Raw genomic sequence first — 22,929 nt, 5'->3', positions numbered from 1 at the left:
CTTAAGTCAGTTGCCAAACGGCCATCGGCCCGGTGGGGTGGCCGCAGCTCCAGTCCTGGTGCAAAGGATCGTTCACCAGCCTTGATACCGGAAATATGCCCAACAGTTCCAAGGGAGCCGGAACGAGCTGCGCCTGGGCGACGTCAACCGGCGTCCCGGGGTCCAGCCAGGCGCCTGCCTGGGCCGGGTCGATGATGGCGGGAAAACGATCGCTCAGCGGCGCAATCAGTGAGTTGGCCGCCACGGTAATCAGCGCCGTCGAGTCGGTGAAGGCGGTCAGGGTGGTGTGGTAGCGACACCACACGCCGGCCAGCAGCAACGGGCCTCGGTCGGCCCGGGTCACCAGGAAGGGCTGCTTCATGCGTGGCTGGGGCTTCCAGACATAGACACCGCTGACCGGAATCAGGCAGCGCCGGGCGGCGAAGGCCTCGCGGAACATGGCGCGCTGTTGCAATGACTCGGCGCGCGCGCAGTGTGGCGCGTGATCGAGAACCTTGAGCCAGGGAGGCGTCAGTCCCCAGAATGCCGGCACCAGGCGTGGCGCATCCTGCTCGAGCCGGATCATCGACAGAGGGTGGCGTGGCGCAAGGTTGGGGCTGGTGATGGGCGTGTGATCGACCGTCAGGCCGGGTAGCAGGCGTGACGGCTCCCACGAAGTAATGTGCAGTCGGCCGGCCATGAGGACTCCTGAGTCATTGCTGCGACAGGTTAGCTAAGGCAATAAGACGTGACTAGTAAGACGTTGCTACTTGCGTTTGCGCGCTGTCTCGATATGCTGGTGAAAACACTGTTCGCGCATGGAGTTGTGGCGACGGTGCTCGGTCGGCTCGGTTTCGGTCCGACATCCAGACGTGAGGAACTCAATGGCTCGTCCCAGACAGCATGCGCCCGAGGCGCTGCATGCCCAGGTCATGGCGGCGTGTGATGCTTGGCTGCGCGAAAATCCCGTGCATACATTGTCGTTGCGCGCCTTGGCAAGAGAGGTCGGTTGTGCGCCGAGTACGCTGCTGAAGCTTTACGGCAGCTTCGGTAATCTGCTGCAGTACGTCAATATCGAAACTCTGGGTCGGCTGCGTCATGCCGTGGGAGAATTGAGCGGCGCCACGCCCGAGCCACAGCTGAAATCGCTGGCCATGGCCTACTGGCAGTTCGCCCAGCGTGAACCCTACCGTTGGCAGATGCTCTTCGATTATCCATTGGCGCAGGAAGGCGAACTCGATCAACGCCAAAATGACATGATCGAGGGCTTGTTTGCACGTGTCGAGGCGGCTCTCAAGGAGTACCAGCCGGAATTGGGCGATCTCGAAGCCCGGCGCATGGCCAGGACGCTATGGGGCAGTGTGCACGGATTGGTGCAGTTGGGGCTCAACGAGCGCCTGGGCTACTGGCAGGGCCAGCTGCTCGAGGTGCCGGAGCTGCTCGAGCAGCTGCTGACGACTATTCTGGCCGGACTCAAGCATTCTCCGAGAGCCCCGTGACATCCGCCTTACTCGCCCAGCGTCGTTTCGCCCCCTTCTTCTGGACCCAGTCGCTGGGGGCGTTCAACGACAATGTCTTCAAGAACGTGCTGCTGCTGTTGCTGACCTTTGTCGCTGTGCCGCGTCATGGCTGGGATACGGGGTTGCTCAATAATCTCGCGGCAGGCCTATTCATTCTGCCGTTTCTGTTGTTTTCCGCCTGGGGCGGTACCCTGGCCGACCGACTCGACAAGCGTACCCTGATACGTCGCCTGAAGCTGCTGGAACTGGCCACCATGTGCGTGGCCGCCCTGGCGGTGTGGTACGAGGCTTTTGCGCTGCTGCTCGGCCTGCTGTTCATGATGGGCACGCAGTCGGCGCTGTTCGGCCCGGTCAAATACGCCATTCTCCCCCAGCATCTCGCCCCTACCGAGCTGGTCAAGGGCAATGCCTGGGTGAATCTGGGGACCTTCGTTTCGATCCTGCTAGGCACGCTGCTGGCGGGTGTGCTGGCCTCGCTGGAGGGTGTCTGGGCGCGGGGCGCCATCGCCGCCACGCTAGTGGGGCTGGCGGTGTTGGGCTATTTGGCTAGCCTGGGCGTGCCCAGCGCGCCTTCTTCGGCGCCGGGACCGGTGACCTGGCAGCCGTTGACCGGCACCTTGGCGGTGTTGCGCGACAGCTGGCGCAATCGGCGTGTGTTCACTGCCTTGGTGGGAATCAGCCTGTTCTGGTTTCTCGGCGCCAGCTATCTGACCCAACTGCCGGCCTGGACGCGCGATGTGGTGCAGGGCGGCGAGGCTGCGGTAAGCACCCTGCTGGGCGCCTTCGCCTTGGGGGTGGGAGCCGGCGCATTGTTGTGTGCCCGGTTATCGGCGGGGCGTCTTGAGGTCGGGCTGGTACCGATCGGAGCATTGATCATCGGGCTGGCGGGGCTCGAGCTTGCCCTGCAGCCGGCGCTGCCTGGGGCCGGCCTGCCGGGTGAAGCGCTGGCACTGGAGGCACTGTTGGTACAGCCCGGCTTCTGGATCATGGCGCTGGACCTGGCCATGATCGGCGTGGGGGGCGGGTTATACATCGTGCCCCTGTACACCCTGATCCAAACGCTTAGCCAAGAGGAGCATCGCGCCCGGATGTTTGCCGCCAATAATATTCTCAACGCCCTATTCATGGTCGCCGCGGCATTGTTCGGCATTATCGTGTTGAGCTTGATCGGTGCCTCGCTGCATGTGTTCTTCCTGTGTCTGGCGCTGCTCGCGCTGGCGTTGGGCATGGGCCTGCTGGTGGCCAACCCCAGGCCGGTGCTGCGATTGATGATCTTCGTACTGATGCGGGTGCTCTATCGGGTGCGCTTTCGAGGCCGGAGCGAAATACCCTCGAGCGGTGCAGCCCTGGTGGTATGCAACCACGTCAGTTTCATGGATGCGTTGATCCTGGGCGGCGCCTGCCCGCGTCCGCTGCGCTTTCTGATGGACAGGCCCATCTACGAGTCGCGCGGGCTAAGCTGGTTTTTCCGCATCGCCGGGGCGATACCGGTGGATTCCGAACGTCGCGATCCGGGCGGAATCCGGCGGGCACTGGACGAGGTCAGCCATGCGCTGCGCCAGGGCGAGGTGGTCATGCTGTTTCCCGAAGGGCGCCTGACACCGGATGGCGAAGTGCACCGCTTCCGGCGCGGCGTGGATATCATTTTGAGGCGTGATCCGGTGCCGGTGGTGCCGGCCGCGCTGGCTGGGCTATGGGGATCCTGGACATCGCATTGCGAAGGCCGTGCCTTCACCAAGTGTCCGCGGCGCTTCCGACCGCGCGTGGCGCTCTATTTCGGTCAGTCGTTCAAGGCGTCGGAGGCAACACGCGAGCGTCTGGAGGCCAAGGTGCGCGAACTCAAGCTTCAGGCCGAGGCCGATATACGGCACTAAGTGGGCGCAGCGGTACGGCTGCTCTCGCCGAAAGGCGATATAACATCAGGCCCGCTCGCGATTCGTGAGCGGGCCTGATCGGTTTAGACGCGTGGTTGCCAGGCGGCGAGTTGCCTCGCCTGTCAGGGGATGAGCTTGCGGGCGCGGCGGGCCTGGTGCCAGCAGCGGGCCGAGGTGATCAGGTTGTCCTTCAGCGTCAGTATCTCCATGCGCGTGGCGCCGACCTGCAGGCACGCCGGAGCATCGGGAAACGATTCGAGATGTTCGAGGATCAGACCGTTGAGCGTTTTCGGGCCGTCGGTGGGCAGCTGCCAGCCGAGGACCTTGTTGATATCGCGAATGTTGGTCGTGCCTTCGATCACATAGCTGCCGTCATCCTGCAGATGGATCTCCCGGTGATTGCCGGCGACATCGGTGGTGAATTCGCCGACGATCTCTTCGAGAATGTCTTCCAGCGTGGCCAGGCCCTGTACGTCCCCGTATTCGTCGACCACGATGGCGATGCGGCGCTTCTGCTGCTGAAAATTGAGCAGTTGGGTGTGCAGTGGCGTGGATTCGGGAATGAAGTAGGGTTCGCGGGCTTCCTGAACGATGGCGACCTTGGTCAGCTCCGGCTTGGACAAAAAGCGTGCAGCGTTGCGCAGGTGCAGGATGCCGATGATGTTGTTGATGTCGCCCTTGTAGACCGGCAGGCGCGTATGCTGGCTGGCGCGGATCTGAGTGAGCAGGGTTTCGAGATCATCATCCAGGTCGAGACCCACAATCTCGTGGCGCGGCACCATGATGTCGTTCACGGTGACGTTCTCGAGGTCGAGAATCGACAGCAGCATGGCCTGGTGGCGACGCGGAATCAGGGTACCGGCTTCGTGAACCACGGTACGTAGCTCATCGCGGGTCAGATTGTCGGCACCACCTTCGATCTCCTTGACCCCCATCAGGCGCAACAGGCCATTGGATATCGCATTAACCAGCCACACCAGCGGGTAAAGCACTTTCAGCAATGGATCGAGGACCACGGAGGTGGGGTAAGCGATACGCTCCGGCTTGATGGCGGCGTAGGTCTTGGGTGTCACCTCGGCGAAAATCAGCACTACAATCGTCAGCACCAGCGTGGAAATGGCCGGGCCGGAAACGTCGCCGAAAAAATGGATGGCGATGATGGTGGCGATGGAGGCGGCAAGGTTATTGACGAAGTTGTTGCCGATCAGAATGACGCCGATCAACCGGTCGGGGCGGGCGAGGAGTTTCATCACTCGTTTGGCGGCCCGTTCGCCGCTGTTGGCTCGGTGGCTCAAGCGGTAACGGTTGATGGACATCATGCCGGTTTCCGAACTGGAAAAGAACGCAGACAGGCAGATAAGCAGGAAAAGCAGGCCGAACAGCAGCCCCAGGGGGATGTCGTCGTTCAATGTAGAGGAGTCCTCAATGACATATCAGATTCGTTTGTAGGGATTACCCGATGATGTGTCAAGGAATCCGGCGAGTATCCGTACTCGTTCCGTCGAAAGTGGAATCAGCCCGGCGGGAAAATGATCTGAAGGGCGAATTTGCTGCCGAAGAAGGCCAGCAGCAGTGCCGCGCAGCCGACCAATGTCCAGCGTACGGCACGCGCGCCGCGCCAGCCCAGCCAGTGGCGCCCCGACAGCAGCCCCGCGAATATCAGCCAGGCGATAATCGACAGTACTGTCTTGTGTACCAGGTGCTGGGCAAAAAGATTATCCAGGAAAATGAAGCCGCTGATGATGGAGGCCGTCAGTAGCAGCATGCCGCTCCAGATCAGCTCGAAGAGTAATCGTTCCATGCTGGTCAACGGCGGTAATACCTGAACGATGCCAAGGGTATGGCGCGTCTTGAGCGCATGGTTCTGGAACGCCAGCAGCACGGCCTGGACCGCGGCGATGGTGAACAGCGAGAAAGCCACCACCGAGGTCAGAATGTGAAAGACGATACCCGCCGAAAGCCCTGATTCGACGGCGGCGCTGGGCAGACCGACCACGGCGAGTACGGTTAGTGCGGCCAGGGGAAAGAGGCCCGCGGCGGCATTGAGCACCGGCTTGAACAGGCTGACTATCAGTAGCAGCAGGGCAATCAGCCAGCCGATCAGTGAGGCGCTCTCGAACAGGCCCAGGTGCAGCCCGCTGGCACCTCCGACGCTCACTACCACCACCACGGCATGGCAGGCGACCGCGAGCAATCCGATGCCGCGCACCAGGGGCGGGCGCGGCGGCACTCGGCGCGCCAGGGTCAGGCCCTGCCAGGAACCGGCACCCAGATAGAAGATGATAGCGAGAAGGGCGAAAGGAAGCGCCTGCATCGGTTGCAATCCATGCCGCTAGGCGGCGAAGCAGTAAAAGAGAATCGGTTCGGGCGTTACTATACCCAATCGAGGCATTGGCGCCCAGCCATCGCCGGTCAAGTGCGACAACAAAAGACACCCTGGACGGTGCATGGAGACTGACGAGAGGAAGGCGTATAATCCCCCCCATTATGCTAAGGCACCCCTGCCGGAGAGGCCCATGTTTGAGAGTTTGACCGATCGCCTGTCGCGGACGCTTAAGTCGATCACCGGCCAGGCCAAGCTGACCGAAGACAATATCAAGGACACCCTGCGCGAGGTGCGCCGTGCACTGCTGGAAGCCGATGTGGCGTTGCCGGTGGTCAAGGCCTTCATCGAGCGTGTGCGCGAGCGCGCAGTCGGCCAGGAAGTCTCGCGCAGCCTGTCGCCGGGGCAGCAGTTCGTCAAGATCGTCCAGCAGGAGCTGGAAGCGATCATGGGCGAGAGCGAAGCCTTGTCGCTCAAGGGATCGCCATCGGTGATTCTGATGGCGGGCCTGCAGGGCGCGGGCAAGACGACCTCGGTAGCCAAGCTGGCACGTTACCTGCGCGAACGCGAGAAGAAGAAAGTGCTGGTCGTCTCGGCGGACGTCTACCGCCCGGCGGCCATCGATCAGCTCGAGACGCTGGCGCGGGAAGTCGAGGTCGACTTCTTCCCCTCCTCGAGCGATCAGCAGCCGGTGGCCATTGCCGAGGCGGCCATCAAGCACGCCAAGATCCAGTTCCATGACGTGGTGATCGTGGACACGGCGGGCCGCCTGCATATCGATACCGCGATGATGGACGAAATCCAGGCCCTGCATCGCGCCGTTGCGCCGCAGGAAACGCTGTTCGTCGTCGATGCCATGACCGGCCAGGACGCCGCCAATACCGCCAAGGCCTTCCACGAAGCGCTGCCGCTGACCGGGGTGATCCTGTCCAAGGCGGATGGCGACGCGCGGGGCGGGGCGGCGCTATCGGTGCGCCACATTACCGGGAAGCCGATCAAGTTCCTGGGCGTGGGCGAGAAGGTCGATGCCTTGGAAGCGTTCCACCCGGATCGCGTCGCGTCGCGCATCCTCGGCATGGGCGACGTACTGTCGCTGATCGAAGAGGCCGAACGCAGCGTCGACAAGGACAAGGCCGACAAGCTGGCCAAGAAGGTCAAGAAGGGCGAGGGCTTCGATCTCGAAGACTTCCGCGACCAGCTTCAGCAGCTCAAGAGCATGGGCGGCATGGGAAGCCTGATGTCCAAGCTGCCGGGGATGGGGCAGATGGCCGAGATGGCGCAGAGCCAGGCCAGCGAGAAGGAACTGGGCAAGCTCGAGGCGCTGATCAACTCCATGACGCCCAAGGAGCGCCACAAGCCGGAGCTCATCAACGGCTCACGCAAGCGGCGTATCGCCGCCGGCGCAGGGCTGCAGGTGCCCGATCTCAATCGTCTGCTCAAGCAGCACAAACAGATGCAGAAGATGATGAAAAAGGTCGGCAAGAAGGGCGGCATGCAAAAGATGATGCGGGGCATGTCCGGCATGCTGCCGCCGGGCATGGGCGGTCCTGGAGGTCCTGGCGGCCCCGGAGGGCCGGGCGGTATCGGTGGCGGAGGTTTCCCGCGCCGCTGAGCCTCGGGCCGGAGATATCTGGCCGGCTGTCAAGGAAAAAGGTTTCCAATGCGGGCCGTTTTCCGTAGAATGCTGCGTCTTCATGACGGCCTCTCGCTTGTCATGACAAGTCTGTGGCGTAATTTCGAACATCAACCGAAGGATTGTTAACGCAATGGTTACCATTCGTCTGGCACGTGGTGGCGCCAAGAAGCGTCCCTTCTACCACCTGACTGTAAGCGATTCCCGCAAGTCTCGTGATGGCCGTTTCATTGAGCGTATCGGCTTCTTCAACCCGGTTGCCCGTGGTCAGGAAGAACGTCTGCGCGTAGATCTGGATCGTGCTGCCCATTGGCAGGGCCTGGGCGCTCAGGTTTCTGATCGTGTTGCCGAGTTGCTCAAAGAAGCCCGCAAGCAGCAGGCGTGAGGCCACTCCCCGACATGCCGAGCGAAACGTCCAACGCTGTGCAGCATGGCAGTGACGAGTATGTGGTGCTGGGTAAGCTGACCAGCCCCCACGGCGTGAAAGGGTGGCTTAAGGTGTATTCCTACACCAGCCCCATGGAGAGCATCCTCGAATATCCCGAGTGGATGTTGCTGCTGCGTGGCGAGCGAACATCGTTGCGTCTCGTACAGGGGCGCCGCCAGGGCAAGGGTCTGGTGGCCGAACTTGAAGGCATTACCTCTCGTGAGCAGGCCGAACAGCTGGCCGGGACAGAGATCCTGTTACCCAAGGATGTACTGCCGGAGCTCGACGAGGGAGATTATTACTGGCATCAGTTGGAAGGGCTCAAGGTCGTCACGCTGCAGGGCGTGTGCCTGGGACAGGTAAGTTACCTGTTCGAGACCGGCGCCAACGATGTGCTGGTCGTCAAGGCGACCAGTGACAGTCTCGACGAGCGGGAGCGGTTGTTGCCCTTCCTGCCCGACGAGGTGATTCACGACGTGGACCTGAATACCGCGACGCTGACGGTGGACTGGGATCCCGAATTCTGACATGACGGACCACGCCTGGCGTGGAGCCGTATCCGGTGGGTAGTGTGCCGTGTGGATTGGTGTTGTCTCGCTGTTCCCGGAGATGTTTGAGGCGGTGACCCGTTATGGTGTCACGGGGCGCGCAGTCAAGCAGGGCTTGCTGAATGTGGAGTTCTGGAATCCCCGGGATTACGCCACGGACAGACACCGCACGGTGGACGACCGCCCCTATGGTGGCGGACCGGGCATGTTGATGAAGGTGGAAACCCTGCGCCAGGCCATCGCCGAGGCGCGTGACGCGGCGGCGCATTGCTGTAGCTCACGCCCCCGAGTGATCTATCTGTCGCCGCAGGGACGCCCGCTCGATCAGCAGGGCGCCCGGGAGCTGGCGGGGCTTGAGTCGCTGGTCGTGGTGGCCGGGCGTTACGAGGGTATTGACGAGCGCGTCGTGGAAGCCGATATCGATGAAGAATGGTCGATCGGTGATTATGTCCTGTCCGGCGGCGAGTTGCCGGCGATGGTCATGATCGATAGCGTGGCGCGGTTGATTCCCGGGGTTCTGGGACATCAGGATTCGGCTCAGGAGGACTCCTTTGCCGGCGGACTGCTGGATTGTCCGCACTACACCCGCCCCGAGACGATCGATGGCCGGCAGGTGCCGGAGGTGCTGCTGAGTGGCAACCATGCGGCGATTCGCCGCTGGCGTCTGAAGCAGTCGTTGGGGCGTACCTGGCTCAGGCGGCCCGATCTTCTCGAGAGCCACTCGCTGGATCGCGAGCAGCAGGCACTGCTCGAAGAGTTCATCGAGGAATACGTCGAAAAGACGGAGGTGCATCGGCAGGTCCGCGACGAATGAAAGGCGGATCCGGATGCGTCACCCATATCCAGTCGATTCCCGCGCCTTCGCGCCGGGATCACATGCCGGACGGTGGAAGCATGACATCGCCGTCAGGCAATGAAATCTAGGAGTAGACTATGAGCAGCAAGAACAAGGTGATCCAGGCGATCGAATCCGAGCAGATGGCCAAGGAAATCCCGGCGTTCGCACCGGGCGACACGATCGTCGTCCAGGTCAAGGTGGTCGAGGGTAGCCGCGAGCGTCTGCAGGCGTTCGAAGGCGTGGTGATCGGCAAGCGCAACCGCGGTCTGAACTCCGCTTTCACCGTACGCAAGGTGTCTCACGGTGTCGGCGTCGAGCGTACCTTCCAGACCTACAGCCCGCAGGTGGCTTCCATCGAAGTCAAGCGCCGTGGTGATGTACGTCAGGCCAAGCTGTACTACCTGCGCGAGCGTAGCGGCAAGTCTGCTCGCATCAAGGAAAAGCTGTCCTGATAGGGCGCTTTGGGAAGGGCATGGCGGTGTGTACGGGGTGGTAAGACGTGCAGCCGCCAATGACGAGAACCCTGCTGGCCGCGAGGCCGCAGGGTTCTTGCGTATCTGGCTGGCGTGATGGCAGCGTGACGCAAGGATAACTCATGAACGATGCACTGTTGCGTGATACCTTTCTGGACGCGTTGTGGCTCGAGCGCGGTGCCAGCGAGCATACGCTGAGTGCCTATCGCCATGATCTCGAGACTTGGCAGGCTTTCCTGGACGCACGGGGTGAGCGGTTGCTGACGCCGCGTGCCGAGTCGCTGGGGCGTTTCCTCGATGGCCGTGCCGATAGTCACAAGGCTCGCTCCACCGCGCGGCTGTTGTCGTGTCTGCGGCGCTTCTATCGCTGGGGGCTGGCCGAAGGGCTGCTGGAACACGATCCTCTGGCCGAGGTGCGTCCGCCGCGTGTGCGCCCCAGCCTGCCGGACACGCTGGACGAGGAGGAGGTCGAACGGCTGCTGACTGCGCCGGATGTCAGCGTGCCGCTGGGGTTGCGCGATCGGGCCATGCTCGAAGTCTTGTATGGGTGCGGCCTGCGTGTTTCGGAGCTGGTAGGGCTTAGCGTCGATGCCGTCAATTTGCGTCAGGGGGTGGTGCGGATCCTCGGCAAGGGCGACAAGGAGCGGTTGGTGCCGGTCGGCGAGGAGGCGCTCGCCTGGCTGTCGCGTTATCAGCGTGAAGCGCGGGGGGCGCTGATGAGCGACATGACGCGCGCGCCACTGTTTCCGGGACGTCACGATGGTTTTATGACGCGCCAGACCTTCTGGCACCGTATCAAGGTGCATGCCCGGGCCGCCGGAATCGACAAGCCGCTATCACCGCATACGCTGCGCCATGCTTTTGCGACCCATCTATTGAATCATGGCGCCAACCTGCGGGTCGTACAGTTGTTACTGGGCCATAGCGACCTGTCGACTACCCAGATTTACACGCATGTTGCCCAGGCCCGCCTGGAAGCGTTGCATGCCCAACATCATCCACGAGGCTGATAATGAAACACGCTCTGTTACCCCTTTTTCTGGGCCTATGCGCCCTCGTCCAGTCTCCTTGGGGAGTGGCGGCGCCGCCAGAAGGGTTGGCTGATAAGCTGCATTTCAATGGCAAGCCGATGCCGGTGGAGTCGATCGACGATACGCCCTTGCCGGGTATCTATGAAGTTCGCCTGCAGGGCGGCAATACGCTGTATGCCGATGCCGAGGGAGAATATCTACTGGTCGGTGATCTCTATCACAATGCCGACGAGGGGATGGTCAATCTCACCGAACAGGCCGCGAATGCGCGTCGACAGACGCAACTCGCAGCAGTGCCGCAGGCTGAACGGATCGTCTTCAAGCCTGCCGGCGAAGTACAGGCCAGGGTCACCGTCTTCACCGATGCCTCGTGTCCCTACTGCCAGAAGTTTCATCAGGAAGTCCCCCGTCTCAATCGGATGGGAATCGAGGTAGACTATCTGGCTTTTCCGCGGATGGGGCTAAGCTCGGAGGGCGCTCGGGTCCTGCGCCAGGCCTGGTGCGCGGATAACCCCAGCGAGGCGATAACGGCCGCGATGCGGGGCGAGGCGCTACAGGCGCCCTCCGATTGCGACAATCCGGTCGATGAGCACTATGCGCTGGGGCTTGCCTCGGGCATCCAGGGCACGCCGGCTATCGTGTTGCCCGATGGGCAGATGGTTCCGGGGTATGTCCCGGCAGAGCGTTTGGCCTCGATGCTCGGGATCGAGGATTGACACCCCGAGAGGGGATTTCTACCTTGGCGGCTTGGCGCGGGGCCATGCGTCATTGGGCGGTACTTCGCAAGTTCGTGGCATCATTGCAATAGGGGAGCATGACCTTGAAACCGGTGAGAGTGGGTATCTGTGGGTTAGGAACCGTAGGTGGCGGAACCTTCAATGTGCTGACGCGCAACGCTGATGAGATCGCGCGCCGCGCAGGACGGCCTATCGTCATTGAGCAGGTCGCGGCACGCAGCGATAACCCTGATTGTGACACCACCGGCGTCAAGGTGACCCGTGATATTTTCGAGGTGGTCTGCAATCCCGATATCGATGTGGTGGTCGAGCTGATCGGTGGCTACGACACGGCGCGTGAGCTGGTCATGACCGCTATCGAGAACGGCAAGCACGTGGTCACTGCCAACAAGGCGTTGATTGCCGTGCACGGTAACGAGATATTCCGTGCCGCTCATGAAAAAGGTGTGATCGTGGCCTTCGAGGCAGCCGTCGCCGGGGGCATTCCGGTGATCAAGTCCCTGCGCGAGGGGCTTGGGGCCAATCGTATCCAGTGGCTCGCCGGCATCATCAACGGCACCGGCAACTACATCCTCACCCACATGCGCGACGAAGGCCGGACCTTCGAGGATGTGCTGGCCGAGGCGCAGGCGCTGGGGTATGCCGAAAACGACCCGACCTTCGATGTGGAAGGCATCGACGCCGCGCACAAGCTCACGATTCTGGCCTCGATCGCCTATGGTGTGCCGTTGCAGTTCGACAAGGCTTACACCGAAGGGATTTCGCGCATCACCTTTGATGACGTCGAGCAGGCCGACAACCTGGGGTACGTCATCAAGCACTTGGGTATTTCGCGGCGCACCGACGCCGGCCTCGAGCTACGTGTGCATCCCACGCTGATTCCCAAGGAGCGCCTGCTGGCCAGCGTGCATGGCGTGAAAAACGCCATTGCCATCATGGGCGATGCGGTAGGCCCGACGCTCTACTACGGCGCGGGTGCCGGGGCCGAACCCACCGCGTCGGCAGTGGTCGCCGACCTGCTCGACGTGGCACGCGACATGACCACCGACCACCATTACCGGGTGCCTTACCTGGCGTTCAGCGGCATTATCGAAGGGGACGAAAGCCTGCCGATGCTGCCCATGGAAGATATCGTCACCGCCTATTATCTGCGGTTGCTGGCCGTGGATCGTCCGGGTGTGCTGGCGCGAGTCGCGACGATTCTTTCTGAACGGGGGATTTCCATCGAGGCGATCATCCAGAAGGAAGCCACCGAAGGCGAGCTGGTGCCGATCATCTTGCTTACGCACCGCACCCGGGAGAAACAGATGAACGAGGCGATCCGGCAGTTGGAGTCGCTAGCGGATATTGCCGGTCCGTTGACGCGGATCCGGGTGGAATGCTTGAGCGAGCAGGAGTAGGCCATGCGCTATATCAGTACTCGCGGGCAGGCGCCCGTACTGGGGTTCGAGGATGTGGTGCTGACGGGCATGGCCAGCGACGGCGGTCTCTACGTGCCGGAGAGCGTGCCGCAGTTCTCGCATGATGATCTCGCGGCGATGGCTGGACTGTCTTATGCCGAAGTCGCCTTCCGAGTAATGAAACCGTTCGTCGCCGGTGCCATCGACGACGCGACCTTCCGCGACATCGTCCGTGATGCCTACGCGACCTTCAGCCACGAGGCGGTGGTACCGCTCAATCAGCTAGGCAGTAACCATTTTCTGCTCGAGCTATTCCACGGCCCCACGCTGGCGTTCAAGGACGTGGCGCTACAACTGCTGGGCCGGTTGCTTGACCACTTTCTCAAAAAGCGTGACGAGCGCGCGGTGATCATGGGCGCCACGTCGGGCGACACCGGCTCCGCGGCCATCGAGGGCTGTCGCCACTGCGACAACCTCGATATCTTCATTTTGCATCCGCACAAACGGGTCTCCGAGGTCCAGCGCCGTCAGATGACCTCGGTGCTCGCCGACAACGTGTTCAACATCGCCATCGAGGGTAACTTCGACGATGCCCAGGCCATGGTCAAGGCCAGCTTCGCCGATCAGGGATTCCTCAACGGCACCCGACTGGTGGCGGTGAATTCGATCAACTGGGCGCGCATCATGGCGCAGATCGTCTACTACGTCGCCGCCGGCGTCGCCCTGGGGGCCCCGCACCGCCCGGTCAGTTTCACGGTACCCTCGGCCAATTTCGGCAATCTTTTTGCCGGCTACATGGCCTACAAGATGGGACTGCCCGTCCGGCAGTTCGTGATCGCCACCAACGCCAATGACATTCTGCATCGCACGCTGGCCGACAACGATTTCTCCAAGCGCGATCTCGAGGCGACGCTGGCGCCGTCGATGGATATCGTAGTGTCGTCGAACTTCGAACGCTTGCTGTTCGATGCCTACGACCGCGACGGCGATGCCGTGCGTGAATTGCTCGAGCGTTTCCAAACGGAGCCCACCGCGCTGGCCGAGGCGCCGCTGGCCAAGCTGCGTGAGCTGTTTGCCAGCCACAGCGTAGACGACGCCACGATCCTCGAGGTGATTCGCGACGCGCATCATCGCACCAAGGCACTGCTCGATCCGCATACCGCCACCGGCTTCCGCGCCGCCGAGCGTTGCCGCCGCGACGACGCCACGCCGATGATCACGCTAGCCACCGCCCATCCGGCCAAGTTCGCCGATGCCGTGGTCAAGGCTGGCTTCCCCGGCGTGCCGCTGCCGCTGCACATGGCGGACCTGATGGAGCGCGAGGAGCGTTACGAGGTGCTACCGGCCGAGCTCAAGGCAGTGCAGGATTTCGTCGCCGAGCATCGTCGCTAGAGATATTTTGGCGCCGAGAGGCGCGATGAGGGAGAGTAGGGCCATGTTGAGGATCTGGGGGCGGAGCAATTCCACCAACGTCAAGAAGGTACTGTGGTGCGCCGCTGAGCTGGGCGTGCCATTCGAGCGGATCGACGCAGGAGGTGCCTACGGCGTCGTGAACGATCCCGCCTATCGCGAGATGAACCCCAATGGCCTGATCCCCTGCATCCAGGATGATGGTGTCGTTCTTTGGGAATCCAACGCTATCGTACGCTATCTCTGCGCCAAGCATGGTCAGGGATCGCTGTATGCCGAGGACCTCATAGTGCGAGCCGGGGCGGATAAGTGGATGGACTGGACGACGTCATCGCTGGCAACGCCCTTCAAGGACGTCTTCTGGAATACCGTGCGCTTGTCCGCCGAACATCGGGATGTCGAAGCCCTGGAAAAGGGACTGCAGGCCTGCGGCAAACTGCTTGGCATGGCGGATCGGGCCTTGGCGGATCAGCCCTTTCTGTCAGGATCACGGCTGGGCATGGGGGATATCCCTCTGGGATGCTTTGCCTATGCCTGGTTCGAGATGCCCATCGAGCGCCCGGCGCTTCCCTACCTGGAGGCCTGGTATCAAGGCTTGACGACGCGCTCCGCCTTTCGCGATCACGTCATGATCGCGTTGGCCTGAACGATACCTACATTCTCGCATCGATATCGCACCGCGCCCGGCATGCTGGGCGCTAGCTATTTTCAGGAGTGTCCGTGAACAGTGAAGTTGCCCCGCGTCCGGCGCTGGACTTCCTGCGCCGGCGCATTCAGCCGCGTGTGCGCGATGAGGCGCTCTACCGGCGCGCCCAGGTCGAGGGATTGACCGAGCTCCAGGCTCGGGTGGTGGCGGGGCGTCTGCCTGGACATGACGGACCGATGGCGGCACTGCTTGAGCCCAGCCTGCGTTACCTGGCGCACCCCGAGAAGCTCAAAGATGCCCGGTGCGCCGCCGAGCGTATCGCCCAGGCCGTCAGCGAGGGCGAGCACATCGGCATTCTCACCGATTACGATGTGGATGGCATCACCTCGCATGTGGTCATCCTGCGCACCCTGACCGAGCTGTTTGGCGTGCCGGCCGCCAAGCTGCATAGCCTGATCGGCCATCGTATCCACGATGGTTACGGCATCAGCCTGCCGCTGGTCGAGCGGACTCTGTCGCTGAAGCCGCGGCCCAGTCTGGTGATCACCGCCGACTGCGGCTCCTCCGATGAGCCGCGCATCGCCCGGTTAAAGGCAGCCGGCATCGACGTGGTGGTCACCGATCACCATGCGCTGCCGCTGGCGGGACCGCCGAGCTCCGCCTATGCGGTGGTCAATCCGACCCAGAATGGCTGCGAGTATCCCGATGCGACGATTGCCGGCTGCATGGTGGCCTGGCTGGTCATGTCGCTGGCCCGAGCGGTGCTGATCGAGCAGGGAGTGTTGTCGCAATCGACACCCAAGTTGTCACCCTGGCTCTCCTATGTGGCGTTGGGCACGGTGGCGGATTGCGTCTCACTGGGCGGCAGCGCCGCCAACCGCGCCGTGGTCACTCACGGCCTGACCCTGATCAATCGCATGGAGGCGGCCTGCTGGCGGGCCATGGCCGAGCGCCTGGGCGTCGATAGTGTGCCCTTCGACGCCGAGACGCTGGCCTTCCAGATGGGGCCGCGCATCAATGCCCGTTCGCGCCTCGACGATCCTTACGCCGCCCTGCATTTCATGCTGTCGGCCGACGATGCCAGCGCGCGCCGTCATCTCGAGGTGCTGGATCAAGACAACCAGTCGCGCAAGGCCATCGAGGCGGACATGGCAGAAGCCGCCCGCACGCTGGCCATGCCCGCGCTGTCAGCCAATGAGCCGGCCATCGTAGTGTTCCTCGAGGATGGCCATGCCGGCGTGCAGGGCATCGTCGCTTCGCGTCTGGTGCAGACCTTCGGCCGGCCGGCCATTGTCGTCACACCGGCGGCGGCGCCCGGCATGCTGACCGGCTCGGGGCGCTCCATCGAAGGATTGCATCTGCGGGATGCCCTGCAGCGCACCTACGATCTGGCGCCTGATGCACTGCCGCGTTTCGGCGGGCACAGTGGCGCGGCGGGCATCGGCCTGCCCCGCGAGCGACTCGATGAGTTCCGGCGCACGTTCCTGCTCGCCGTGCGAGAACAGCTCGGCGAGCGTGAACTCTATCCCTGCGTGTTTACCGATGGGGCCTTGTCCGCCGCACAACTCTCGTTAACCACGCTGGACGAACTTGAGCGCCTGGCGCCTTTCGGTCGCGAATTCGACGCCCCGCTGTTCGAGGGCGAATTCGGGGTGGAGAACCTGCGCATCGTAGGCGCCGACGGCAATCATCTGATGCTGGAGCTCTCCAGCGGCGGGGTGAGCCTGCGGGCCATCTGGTTTCGGGCTCTGACGCCGGGCGAGGTTCCGCCGTTCGGCCTGGGGGCACGGCTGCACTGCGCCTACAAGCTGTCGCGCAATCGCTGGAAGGGGCGCGAATCGCTGCAATTGATGATCGAGTATGCCGAGCCGCTATAGGCTTGGCCACAACACGAAACCGCGAAACGCATCGAAAAGAACAACAGAAGGAACAACGCATGGAACAGGCGTCGGGCGTTCCCCACCGGTGGCATGAAGATATTCTGGCGATACTGCTGGGCACGCTGTTCGTGTCGCTGGGGATCACCTTCTACAGTGAAGCCGTGCTGCTCACCGGGAGCACCGCGGGGCTGGCGCTATTGCTGCAATATCTCACCGGGCTGAGTTTCGGACTGCTGTTCTTCGTCATCAACCTGCCGTTCTATTATCTTGCCGTCAAGCGCATGGGCTGGCAGTTCACCCTCAAGACATTCGCCGCGATCGCGCTGGTGGCGCTGTTCTCTCAGCTGACCGGCGCCTGGGTCACCTTCGAGCATCTCAATCCGCTCTATGCCGCACTGTTGGGTGGCGGACTGATCGGCATCGGCATGTTGGTGCTGTTTCGCCACCGCGCGAGCCTCGGCGGCATCAACATCCTGGCGCTCTACCTACAGGATCGCTACGGCCTCCGTGCAGGCTACTTTCAGCTCGGCGTCGATATCCTGATCCTGTTTGCCGCCTGCTTCGTGGTCGGCATCGAGCAGGTCCTGCTGTCCGTCCTCGGCGCGCTGGTCATCAACATGATCATCGCCATCAATCACAAACCGGGCCGCTACATCGGCTTCAGTTAGTCGGTCGGCTCAGTAATTGGGCCACACCCCGGGTGTGGCCAGCTCCAGCAGGTGGCCGTCGGGATCGCGGAAATACAGGCTTTCGCCACCCTTGGGCCAATGGGTTCGGCCTTCGATGGTGACGTTATGGGCCGCGAAATGGCGTTCCCACTCCGGCAGCGCTTCACGGGAGATGGCCAGGGCGATATGCAGCGGACCGTGGCCGTCGTGAGGCGGGATGGTGCCCATGTCGCGGGGCAGGGTGACGGTCTCCAGCGTCGAGCCGCGCTGAAACAGCAATAACACGCTATGCCCGCCTACGTCATAGGCGGTAAAGCGATGGTCGGCGGTGAACGCCTCAAGGCCCATGACCTGTTCATAGAATGCCCGTGCCCGCGTCATGTCGTCGACGTAGAGCGCTGTTTCGATGATACCGTCGAGTGTCGGCATATGCGCCTCCTGCCAGGATTTCCTTTCAGTCTAGCGTCTGGTCGGCCTAGGTGGGTCCCCAGAACCACCAGGCGATTAATCCAATCAGCGCCAGACCGCCTAAATTAACCAGCCAAGTCATGTCGTGACCTCCTCGGAGGGTGGGGTGGGTGAGGGCGAGGCGGTCTTTCTCCGTGCCGCACTCGGCCGGAACAGGCGCAACCGATTGGCGTTACTCACCACCGTCACCGAGGACAGCGACATGGCGATACCTGCGATGACCGGTGACAGTAGCAGGCCGGTGAAGGGGTAGAGCACACCGGCGGCTATCGGAATGCCCAGGCTGTTGTAGCCAAAGGCGCCCCACAGATTCTGCTTGATATTGCGCAGGGTGGCCCGGCTGATCTCGATGGCATCGACGATGCCATGCAGCGAGTTGCGCATCAGGGTGATGCCGGCGCTCTCGATGGCCACGTCCGTGCCTTGGCCAATGGCGAAGCCGACGTCGGCCTGGGCCAGTGCCGGGGCATCGTTGATGCCGTCGCCGGTCATGCCCACCACTTCGCCCGCCGCCTGCAGACGCTTGACTTCGGCCAGTTTGTCTTCGGGCAGCAGCCCGGCGCGATATTCATCGATCCCCGCGGTACGGGCCACGGCGGCGGCAGTATGCGCGTTGTCGCCGGTCAGCATGACCACTTTCAGCCCGTCGGCCTGCAGGCGACGGACGGCCTCGATGCTATCGCTTCTCAGCGGATCGCTGACACCGAACACGGCGGCCAGACGATCATCCACGCTGAAATGGATCACGGTGCGGGCCTGGGCTTCGAGATGGCGGATCATGGCCCGCCCCGGCTCCAGATCGATACCGGCGTCTTCGAGCAGGGCGGCATTGCCCAGGCGCAGCGTCTCGCCCCGATCCGTGCAAGCAATGACGCCTCGCCCGGTGAGCGAGTCGAAATCGCGGACGCTGGCAGGCGTCACACCACGCGTCTCGGCATAGGCCAGCAGGGCCAGGGCCAGGGGATGCTCGGAGCTGCGCTCCAGCGCCGCGACCTGGCCCAGGGCGGCGGCTTCGTCGGAGACGAAGAACTCTGCCTCGGTGACCTGCGGTTTGCCTTCGGTCAGTGTGCCGGTCTTGTCGACGATCAGCGTGGTCAAACGGCTGGCGGTCTGCAGGGCCTGGCCGTTGCGGATCAGCACGCCATGCTCGGCAGCTTTACCGACACCGATCATGGTGGAAATCGGCGTGGCCAACCCCAGTGCGCAGGGACAGGCGATGATCAGTACGGTGGTTGCGGCAACCAGCATGTGAATGATGCGCGGCTCGGGGCCGATGTTGAACCACACCAGCGCGGTAAGTACGGCGATGATCATCACGCTGGGGACGAAAATCGCCGAAACCCTGTCGGCTAACTCGCCAATCGGCGGACGCGAGTTCTGGGCCTGGGAGACCTGCTCGATGATGCGCCCCAGGCGCGTATCGGCACCGATCCGCGTGGCACGGTAGACCAGCGAGCCGCGGCCATTGACGGTGCCGGCGGACACCTCATCGTTCACATGCTTGGCGACCGGAATGGGCTCCCCGGTGAGCATCGACTCATCGATATGGCTCTGACCCTCCTCGATGAGGCCATCCACCGGCAGCCGCTCGCCGGGGCGCACGCGCAGCCGATCACCTTCACGGACGTCGTCGATAGCGATTTCGTGCTCCTCACCGTCGCGAATCACCCGGGCGCTACGCGACTGCAGATCCAACAGCCGCTTGAGCGCCTGGCTGGTGCGCCCACGCGCCTTGAGTTCCAGTGCCTGGCCGAAGCTGATCAGACCGATGATCATCGCCGACGCCTCGAAATAGAGCCCGCGGGCCGCTGGCGGAATCAGCTCGGGGAACACTATCACCACCATGGAGTACAACCAGGCGGTGCCGGTACCCACTGCGATCAACGTGTCCATGTTGGCTTGATGATGACGCAAGGTCCGCCAGGCGTTGACGAAGAAGCGTCGGCCTGCCGTGGCCAGCACGCCAAGCGTGACCAGCCCGACCAGCAGCCAGAACCAGCGTTCGCCGCCGTCGAGCACGGGATGACGGAACAGCATCGAGACCATCAGCGGCACACCGACAGCCAGGCCTAGCGCGGTATCGCGCAGGCGCAGACGATATTCACGGGCCTCGTTGACTTCGCGGGTCTCCTCCGCTCTGCGCAGGTCCTCGATGACCTCGGCAGCATAGCCGGCATCCTCCACGCTACGAATCAGCCGCTGTGCCGAGGCCTCGCCGTAAACCTGTGCGGTACGTGTGCCGAAATTGACCTCGGCATGCTGGACGCCGGGCGTCGCATCGAGGGCTTGCTGGATGGTGCGCACGCAACCGGCGCAGGTAATGCCCGACAGGGCCAGGCGAACGGGAGGTCCCTGAGGCGGCGCCGTGAACGGGGCTTCCGGCGCAGCATCAGAGAGCTCGGTAGTGTCCGCCGGAGTATCGTCCGTGTCTCGCACGACGTCATCCTCAGCGGTTTCCAACTGGGGCGGATAGCCGGCCTCACGCAGCACGCTGTCCAACGTTTCACCGTCGAGGCGGGTGTCGACGTGCAGGCGTTGCTCGGCGGGAATGCCTTCGACATTGGCCGAGGCGTCACGGGCCTGTATGGCGCGGCGCATGTTGGCCACGCAGCCCTGGCAACTCATGCCCGGCACATGACGCTCATGATGGGTGATGGCGGGGGGCTCAGGGGCCGTTTCGGGCGCGGCCTCGGGCGGATAGCCAGCCTCACGCAGCACACTGTCCAATGTTTCACCGTCGAGGTGGGTATCGACGTGCAGACATTGCTCGGCGGGAATGCCTTCGACATTGGCCGAGGCGTCACGGGCCTGTATGGCGCGGCGCATTTTGGCCACGCAGCCTTGGCAACTCATGCCCGGCACGTGGCGCTGATAATCATGGCTCATGAAGACCTCCGTACGCATGGAGAGGAAACGCCGTCAGTTACCGGAGCGCAGCAGTTTTCTGTCGGGAAACTCTCGATCAGTCGGCAAAGGCTGTGACCATTCGGCGTACCGTCGGGCATGTCCTGCCAGGTGGCCATGGCCTGCTCCATGCGCTGGGCCAGCGCCTGAAGTTCTCCGATGCGGGCGTGAATGACCGGCAGCCGCTGAGCGAGCAGATCGCGAACCATCGGGCAGGGCGAGTCGCCGTGGTCGGCATGATCGAGAATGGCGCTGATCTCCTTGAGGCTAAAGCCCAGCGTGCGGGCGCGTTGGATGAACTGCAAGCGACTGAGCGCCGTGCTGTCATACAGTTGATAGCCGTTGCCGGGATCGCGGTGAGGCTGTAACAGACCTTCGCGTGTGTAGTGCCGCACGGTTTCCGCCGTGACCCCCGCTGCCCGAGCCAATTCGCTGACCTTCATGAGCGCCTCCTGAGTAACTCAGAATCTTAGTTTAAAACCTTTGGGTAACCCATGGGTCAAGCGAGATAAACGCCCCGCGCTCATGACAGAAATGTCTAATTGAAAGCGCGAGGCCCTGGTGGCGAAATGGCATCTCCTAGGCCGTACCAGAATGTTAGTGCAAGTAAGACTAAAGAATTGGCCGGTTTGATTTTAAAACAAACGTTTGCTCTTGACTTGTTTGCGGCTATCGGCCAAAACGGAAACAGGCTCTTGCTCGGGTCGGGCAAGCGAGTAGAACACTTCCAGCCCATTTATCCTGGATGAGGGGACATTACTGTTATGAATAATAAAATCAACAAGCTTACCCTGGCGATTGCACTGGCCAGCAGCGGGTTTACGGGACAGGCGCTGGCCGGCGCCTTCCAGCTCAACGAGCAGAGCGTCAGCGGGCAGGGGTCGGCCTTTGCCGGGCGTACCTCCAACGTCACCGATGCCACCATCGTCTTCGGCAATCCGGCGGGTATGTCGTTTCTCGACCGCGCGCAGCTGAGCGCGGGGGCGACGTATCTCGACGTCAACACCGATATCAAGAATGCTTCGGGGGCTCAGCCGGCAGTGACGGGAATGGGGGCGAGCGGCCCAACGGTCGGCCTCGTGCAGACTCAAGGTTCCAATGATGGCGATATGGTACCCGGTACGGCCGTGCCGTTTGGCTATTACGTACACCCCATCAATGAGCGTATGACGTTCGGTTTTGGTGTGTATGCCCCGTTCGGGCAGATTACCGACTACGAAAGCGATTTCCAGGGTCGCTACATGGGTAGCAATACCGAGATTGCCGTCATCACTGCCCAGCCGACGCTTTCTTATCGTTTCAATGATCAGTTCGCGGTAGGGGTGGGGGTTACCTACAACATGATGGAGGGGCAGCTCGATTCACGTACGCCTAACCCGTTGAACCCGACATCTGCCGGCGATGGTAGCGTCAAGATCGATGGCGACGACGAGGCATGGGGCTACAACGTCGGCCTGATCTATCGGCCCGTACCGTCAACCACGTTGGGTTTGACCTATCGCTCCAAGGTCGATTACGAGCTGGAAGGTGATGCCGATTTCAACAGCGTTTATGGTATGCCCGCCGCGTCGATCAGCACGTCTGGCTCACTGGACCTGACGCTGCCGGAAACCGTCGATCTCTCGATCACCCATCAGCTGGACGACCGCTGGACGGTCATGGCCGGGGCGGCCTTCGTGCGTTGGAGCCGTTTCGACAAGCTGGTCGTCGAAAACGAGGTGATGCCCATCGAGGAGGCGCAGAGTTACGAAAATGCCTGGCAGTTTGCGGTGGGCGCTGCGTATCAACTCAATCCGCAATGGGTGCTGCGTAGCGGTCTGGCCGTTGACGAGTCGCCGATTCCTGACCACGCGCGCACCGTGCGGGTACCCTCGACCGATCGTACCGCAGTGTCCTTCGGCGCCGGCTGGACCCCCATGCCGGACATGACCATCGATCTGGCTTACACCTATCTTTGGGAAGACACCGCCTCGGTGGAACAGGTAAGCGACAGTGGCAGCCGCTATCAGGCCGACTACGAGAATTCCGCGCACGGCTTCGGCGCGCAGTTGACCTACCGCTTCTAACCTTGCTGCACACTTCTACCCCCAAAGCCCGGCCTAGCGCCGGGCTTTCTTTTTAGGTGTGGGTATCTGCCTTTCGAGACATTGCTCAAGCGGCATCGATAACC

21 protein-coding genes are annotated in these 22,929 nt (G+C 62.5%); 15 read left to right on the top strand and 6 right to left on the bottom strand.

The genetic code is table 11. From position 1 onward, the window contains the following. Position 1: 1 nt before the first annotated feature. Complete coding sequence (locus ACW4DH_RS14800; protein WP_459637164.1) at positions 2-679, bottom strand: SOS response-associated peptidase; 678 nt, start codon at positions 677-679, stop codon at positions 2-4. A gap of 184 nt (positions 680-863) precedes the next feature. Between ACW4DH_RS14800 and ACW4DH_RS14795 the strand changes: the two genes are divergently transcribed. Beyond that, positions 864-1,478 (top strand): TetR/AcrR family transcriptional regulator, encoded by a 615-nt coding sequence (locus ACW4DH_RS14795; RefSeq protein WP_459637163.1) that lies wholly within the window; start codon positions 864-866, stop codon positions 1,476-1,478. Beyond that, positions 1,475-3,373 carry an MFS transporter gene (locus tag ACW4DH_RS14790; protein ID WP_459637162.1) on the top strand — a complete coding sequence of 633 codons (1,899 nt, stop codon included), beginning with the start codon at positions 1,475-1,477 and terminating at the stop codon, positions 3,371-3,373. The genes ACW4DH_RS14795 and ACW4DH_RS14790 overlap by 4 nt, the downstream gene beginning before the upstream one ends. Positions 3,374-3,495: 122 nt before the next feature. Here the strand turns inward: ACW4DH_RS14790 and ACW4DH_RS14785 are convergent, their stop codons facing one another. Next, on the bottom strand, positions 3,496-4,782 hold the full coding sequence (locus tag ACW4DH_RS14785; RefSeq protein ID WP_459637161.1) for an HlyC/CorC family transporter: 1,287 nt from the start codon (positions 4,780-4,782) through the stop codon (positions 3,496-3,498). 104 nt (positions 4,783-4,886) lie between these two features. Then, the gene (locus tag ACW4DH_RS14780; RefSeq protein ID WP_459637160.1) at positions 4,887-5,687 is read right to left on the bottom strand and encodes a cytochrome C assembly family protein; all 801 of its coding nucleotides are present in this window, start codon (positions 5,685-5,687) and stop codon (positions 4,887-4,889) included. Between the two features lie 202 nt (positions 5,688-5,889). Between ACW4DH_RS14780 and ffh the strand changes: the two genes are divergently transcribed. From ffh to ACW4DH_RS14720, 12 genes are all read left to right on the top strand, one after another. Then, positions 5,890-7,308: a signal recognition particle protein gene (ffh, locus tag ACW4DH_RS14775; RefSeq protein WP_459637159.1), complete on the top strand. Its 1,419-nt coding sequence runs from the start codon at positions 5,890-5,892 to the stop codon at positions 7,306-7,308. A 154-nt stretch (positions 7,309-7,462) separates the two neighbouring features. Then, a complete protein-coding gene (gene rpsP / locus ACW4DH_RS14770; RefSeq protein WP_459637158.1) occupies positions 7,463-7,714 on the top strand; it encodes a 30S ribosomal protein S16 in 252 nt (83 codons plus the stop codon). A gap of 14 nt (positions 7,715-7,728) precedes the next feature. Beyond that, complete coding sequence (rimM, locus tag ACW4DH_RS14765) at positions 7,729-8,283, top strand: ribosome maturation factor RimM (protein WP_459637157.1); 555 nt, start codon at positions 7,729-7,731, stop codon at positions 8,281-8,283. A 49-nt stretch (positions 8,284-8,332) separates the two neighbouring features. Next, the gene (trmD, locus tag ACW4DH_RS14760; protein ID WP_459637156.1) at positions 8,333-9,118 is read left to right on the top strand and encodes a tRNA (guanosine(37)-N1)-methyltransferase TrmD; all 786 of its coding nucleotides are present in this window, start codon (positions 8,333-8,335) and stop codon (positions 9,116-9,118) included. Positions 9,119-9,237: 119 nt separating this feature from the next. Continuing rightward, on the top strand, positions 9,238-9,594 hold the full coding sequence (rplS, locus tag ACW4DH_RS14755; protein WP_459637155.1) for a 50S ribosomal protein L19: 357 nt from the start codon (positions 9,238-9,240) through the stop codon (positions 9,592-9,594). A gap of 143 nt (positions 9,595-9,737) precedes the next feature. After that, positions 9,738-10,625, top strand: coding sequence for a site-specific tyrosine recombinase XerD (xerD, locus tag ACW4DH_RS14750; protein WP_459637154.1), 888 nt, complete (start codon positions 9,738-9,740; stop codon positions 10,623-10,625). 2 nt (positions 10,626-10,627) lie between these two features. Next, positions 10,628-11,362 (top strand): DsbC family protein, encoded by a 735-nt coding sequence (locus tag ACW4DH_RS14745; protein WP_459637153.1) that lies wholly within the window; start codon positions 10,628-10,630, stop codon positions 11,360-11,362. Between the two features lie 104 nt (positions 11,363-11,466). After that, complete coding sequence (locus ACW4DH_RS14740) at positions 11,467-12,783, top strand: homoserine dehydrogenase (protein WP_459637152.1); 1,317 nt, start codon at positions 11,467-11,469, stop codon at positions 12,781-12,783. Positions 12,784-12,786: 3 nt separating this feature from the next. After that, the gene (gene thrC, locus ACW4DH_RS14735; RefSeq protein ID WP_459637151.1) at positions 12,787-14,175 is read left to right on the top strand and encodes a threonine synthase; all 1,389 of its coding nucleotides are present in this window, start codon (positions 12,787-12,789) and stop codon (positions 14,173-14,175) included. Positions 14,176-14,218: 43 nt separating this feature from the next. Continuing rightward, the gene (locus ACW4DH_RS14730; RefSeq protein ID WP_459637150.1) at positions 14,219-14,839 is read left to right on the top strand and encodes a glutathione S-transferase; all 621 of its coding nucleotides are present in this window, start codon (positions 14,219-14,221) and stop codon (positions 14,837-14,839) included. Positions 14,840-14,913: 74 nt separating this feature from the next. Further along, a complete protein-coding gene (gene recJ, locus ACW4DH_RS14725; RefSeq protein ID WP_459637149.1) occupies positions 14,914-16,716 on the top strand; it encodes a single-stranded-DNA-specific exonuclease RecJ in 1,803 nt (600 codons plus the stop codon). Positions 16,717-16,775: 59 nt separating this feature from the next. Continuing rightward, positions 16,776-17,387 carry a YitT family protein gene (locus ACW4DH_RS14720; RefSeq protein ID WP_459637148.1) on the top strand — a complete coding sequence of 204 codons (612 nt, stop codon included), beginning with the start codon at positions 16,776-16,778 and terminating at the stop codon, positions 17,385-17,387. A 9-nt stretch (positions 17,388-17,396) separates the two neighbouring features. On the opposite strand, the gene ACW4DH_RS14715 is transcribed toward ACW4DH_RS14720, so the two are convergent. The 3 genes from ACW4DH_RS14715 to ACW4DH_RS14705 all read right to left on the bottom strand — a co-directional run bounded on the left by ACW4DH_RS14715 (position 17,397) and on the right by ACW4DH_RS14705 (position 21,202). Further along, the gene (locus tag ACW4DH_RS14715) at positions 17,397-17,816 is read right to left on the bottom strand and encodes a VOC family protein (RefSeq protein WP_459637147.1); all 420 of its coding nucleotides are present in this window, start codon (positions 17,814-17,816) and stop codon (positions 17,397-17,399) included. Between the two features lie 117 nt (positions 17,817-17,933). Beyond that, positions 17,934-20,480 carry a heavy metal translocating P-type ATPase gene (locus ACW4DH_RS14710; RefSeq protein WP_459637197.1) on the bottom strand — a complete coding sequence of 849 codons (2,547 nt, stop codon included), beginning with the start codon at positions 20,478-20,480 and terminating at the stop codon, positions 17,934-17,936. 257 nt (positions 20,481-20,737) lie between these two features. Next, complete coding sequence (locus ACW4DH_RS14705) at positions 20,738-21,202, bottom strand: MerR family transcriptional regulator (protein WP_459637146.1); 465 nt, start codon at positions 21,200-21,202, stop codon at positions 20,738-20,740. A 321-nt stretch (positions 21,203-21,523) separates the two neighbouring features. On the opposite strand from ACW4DH_RS14705, the gene ACW4DH_RS14700 reads away from it, so the two are divergent. Further along, complete coding sequence (locus ACW4DH_RS14700; RefSeq protein WP_459637145.1) at positions 21,524-22,825, top strand: OmpP1/FadL family transporter; 1,302 nt, start codon at positions 21,524-21,526, stop codon at positions 22,823-22,825. Positions 22,826-22,929 lie beyond the last annotated feature (104 nt).

Source organism: Halomonas sp. WWR20 (assembly GCF_054602495.1).
The sequence above is the reverse complement of the archived record's forward strand: the minus strand, read 5'-3'. Positions and strand labels throughout refer to the sequence as shown.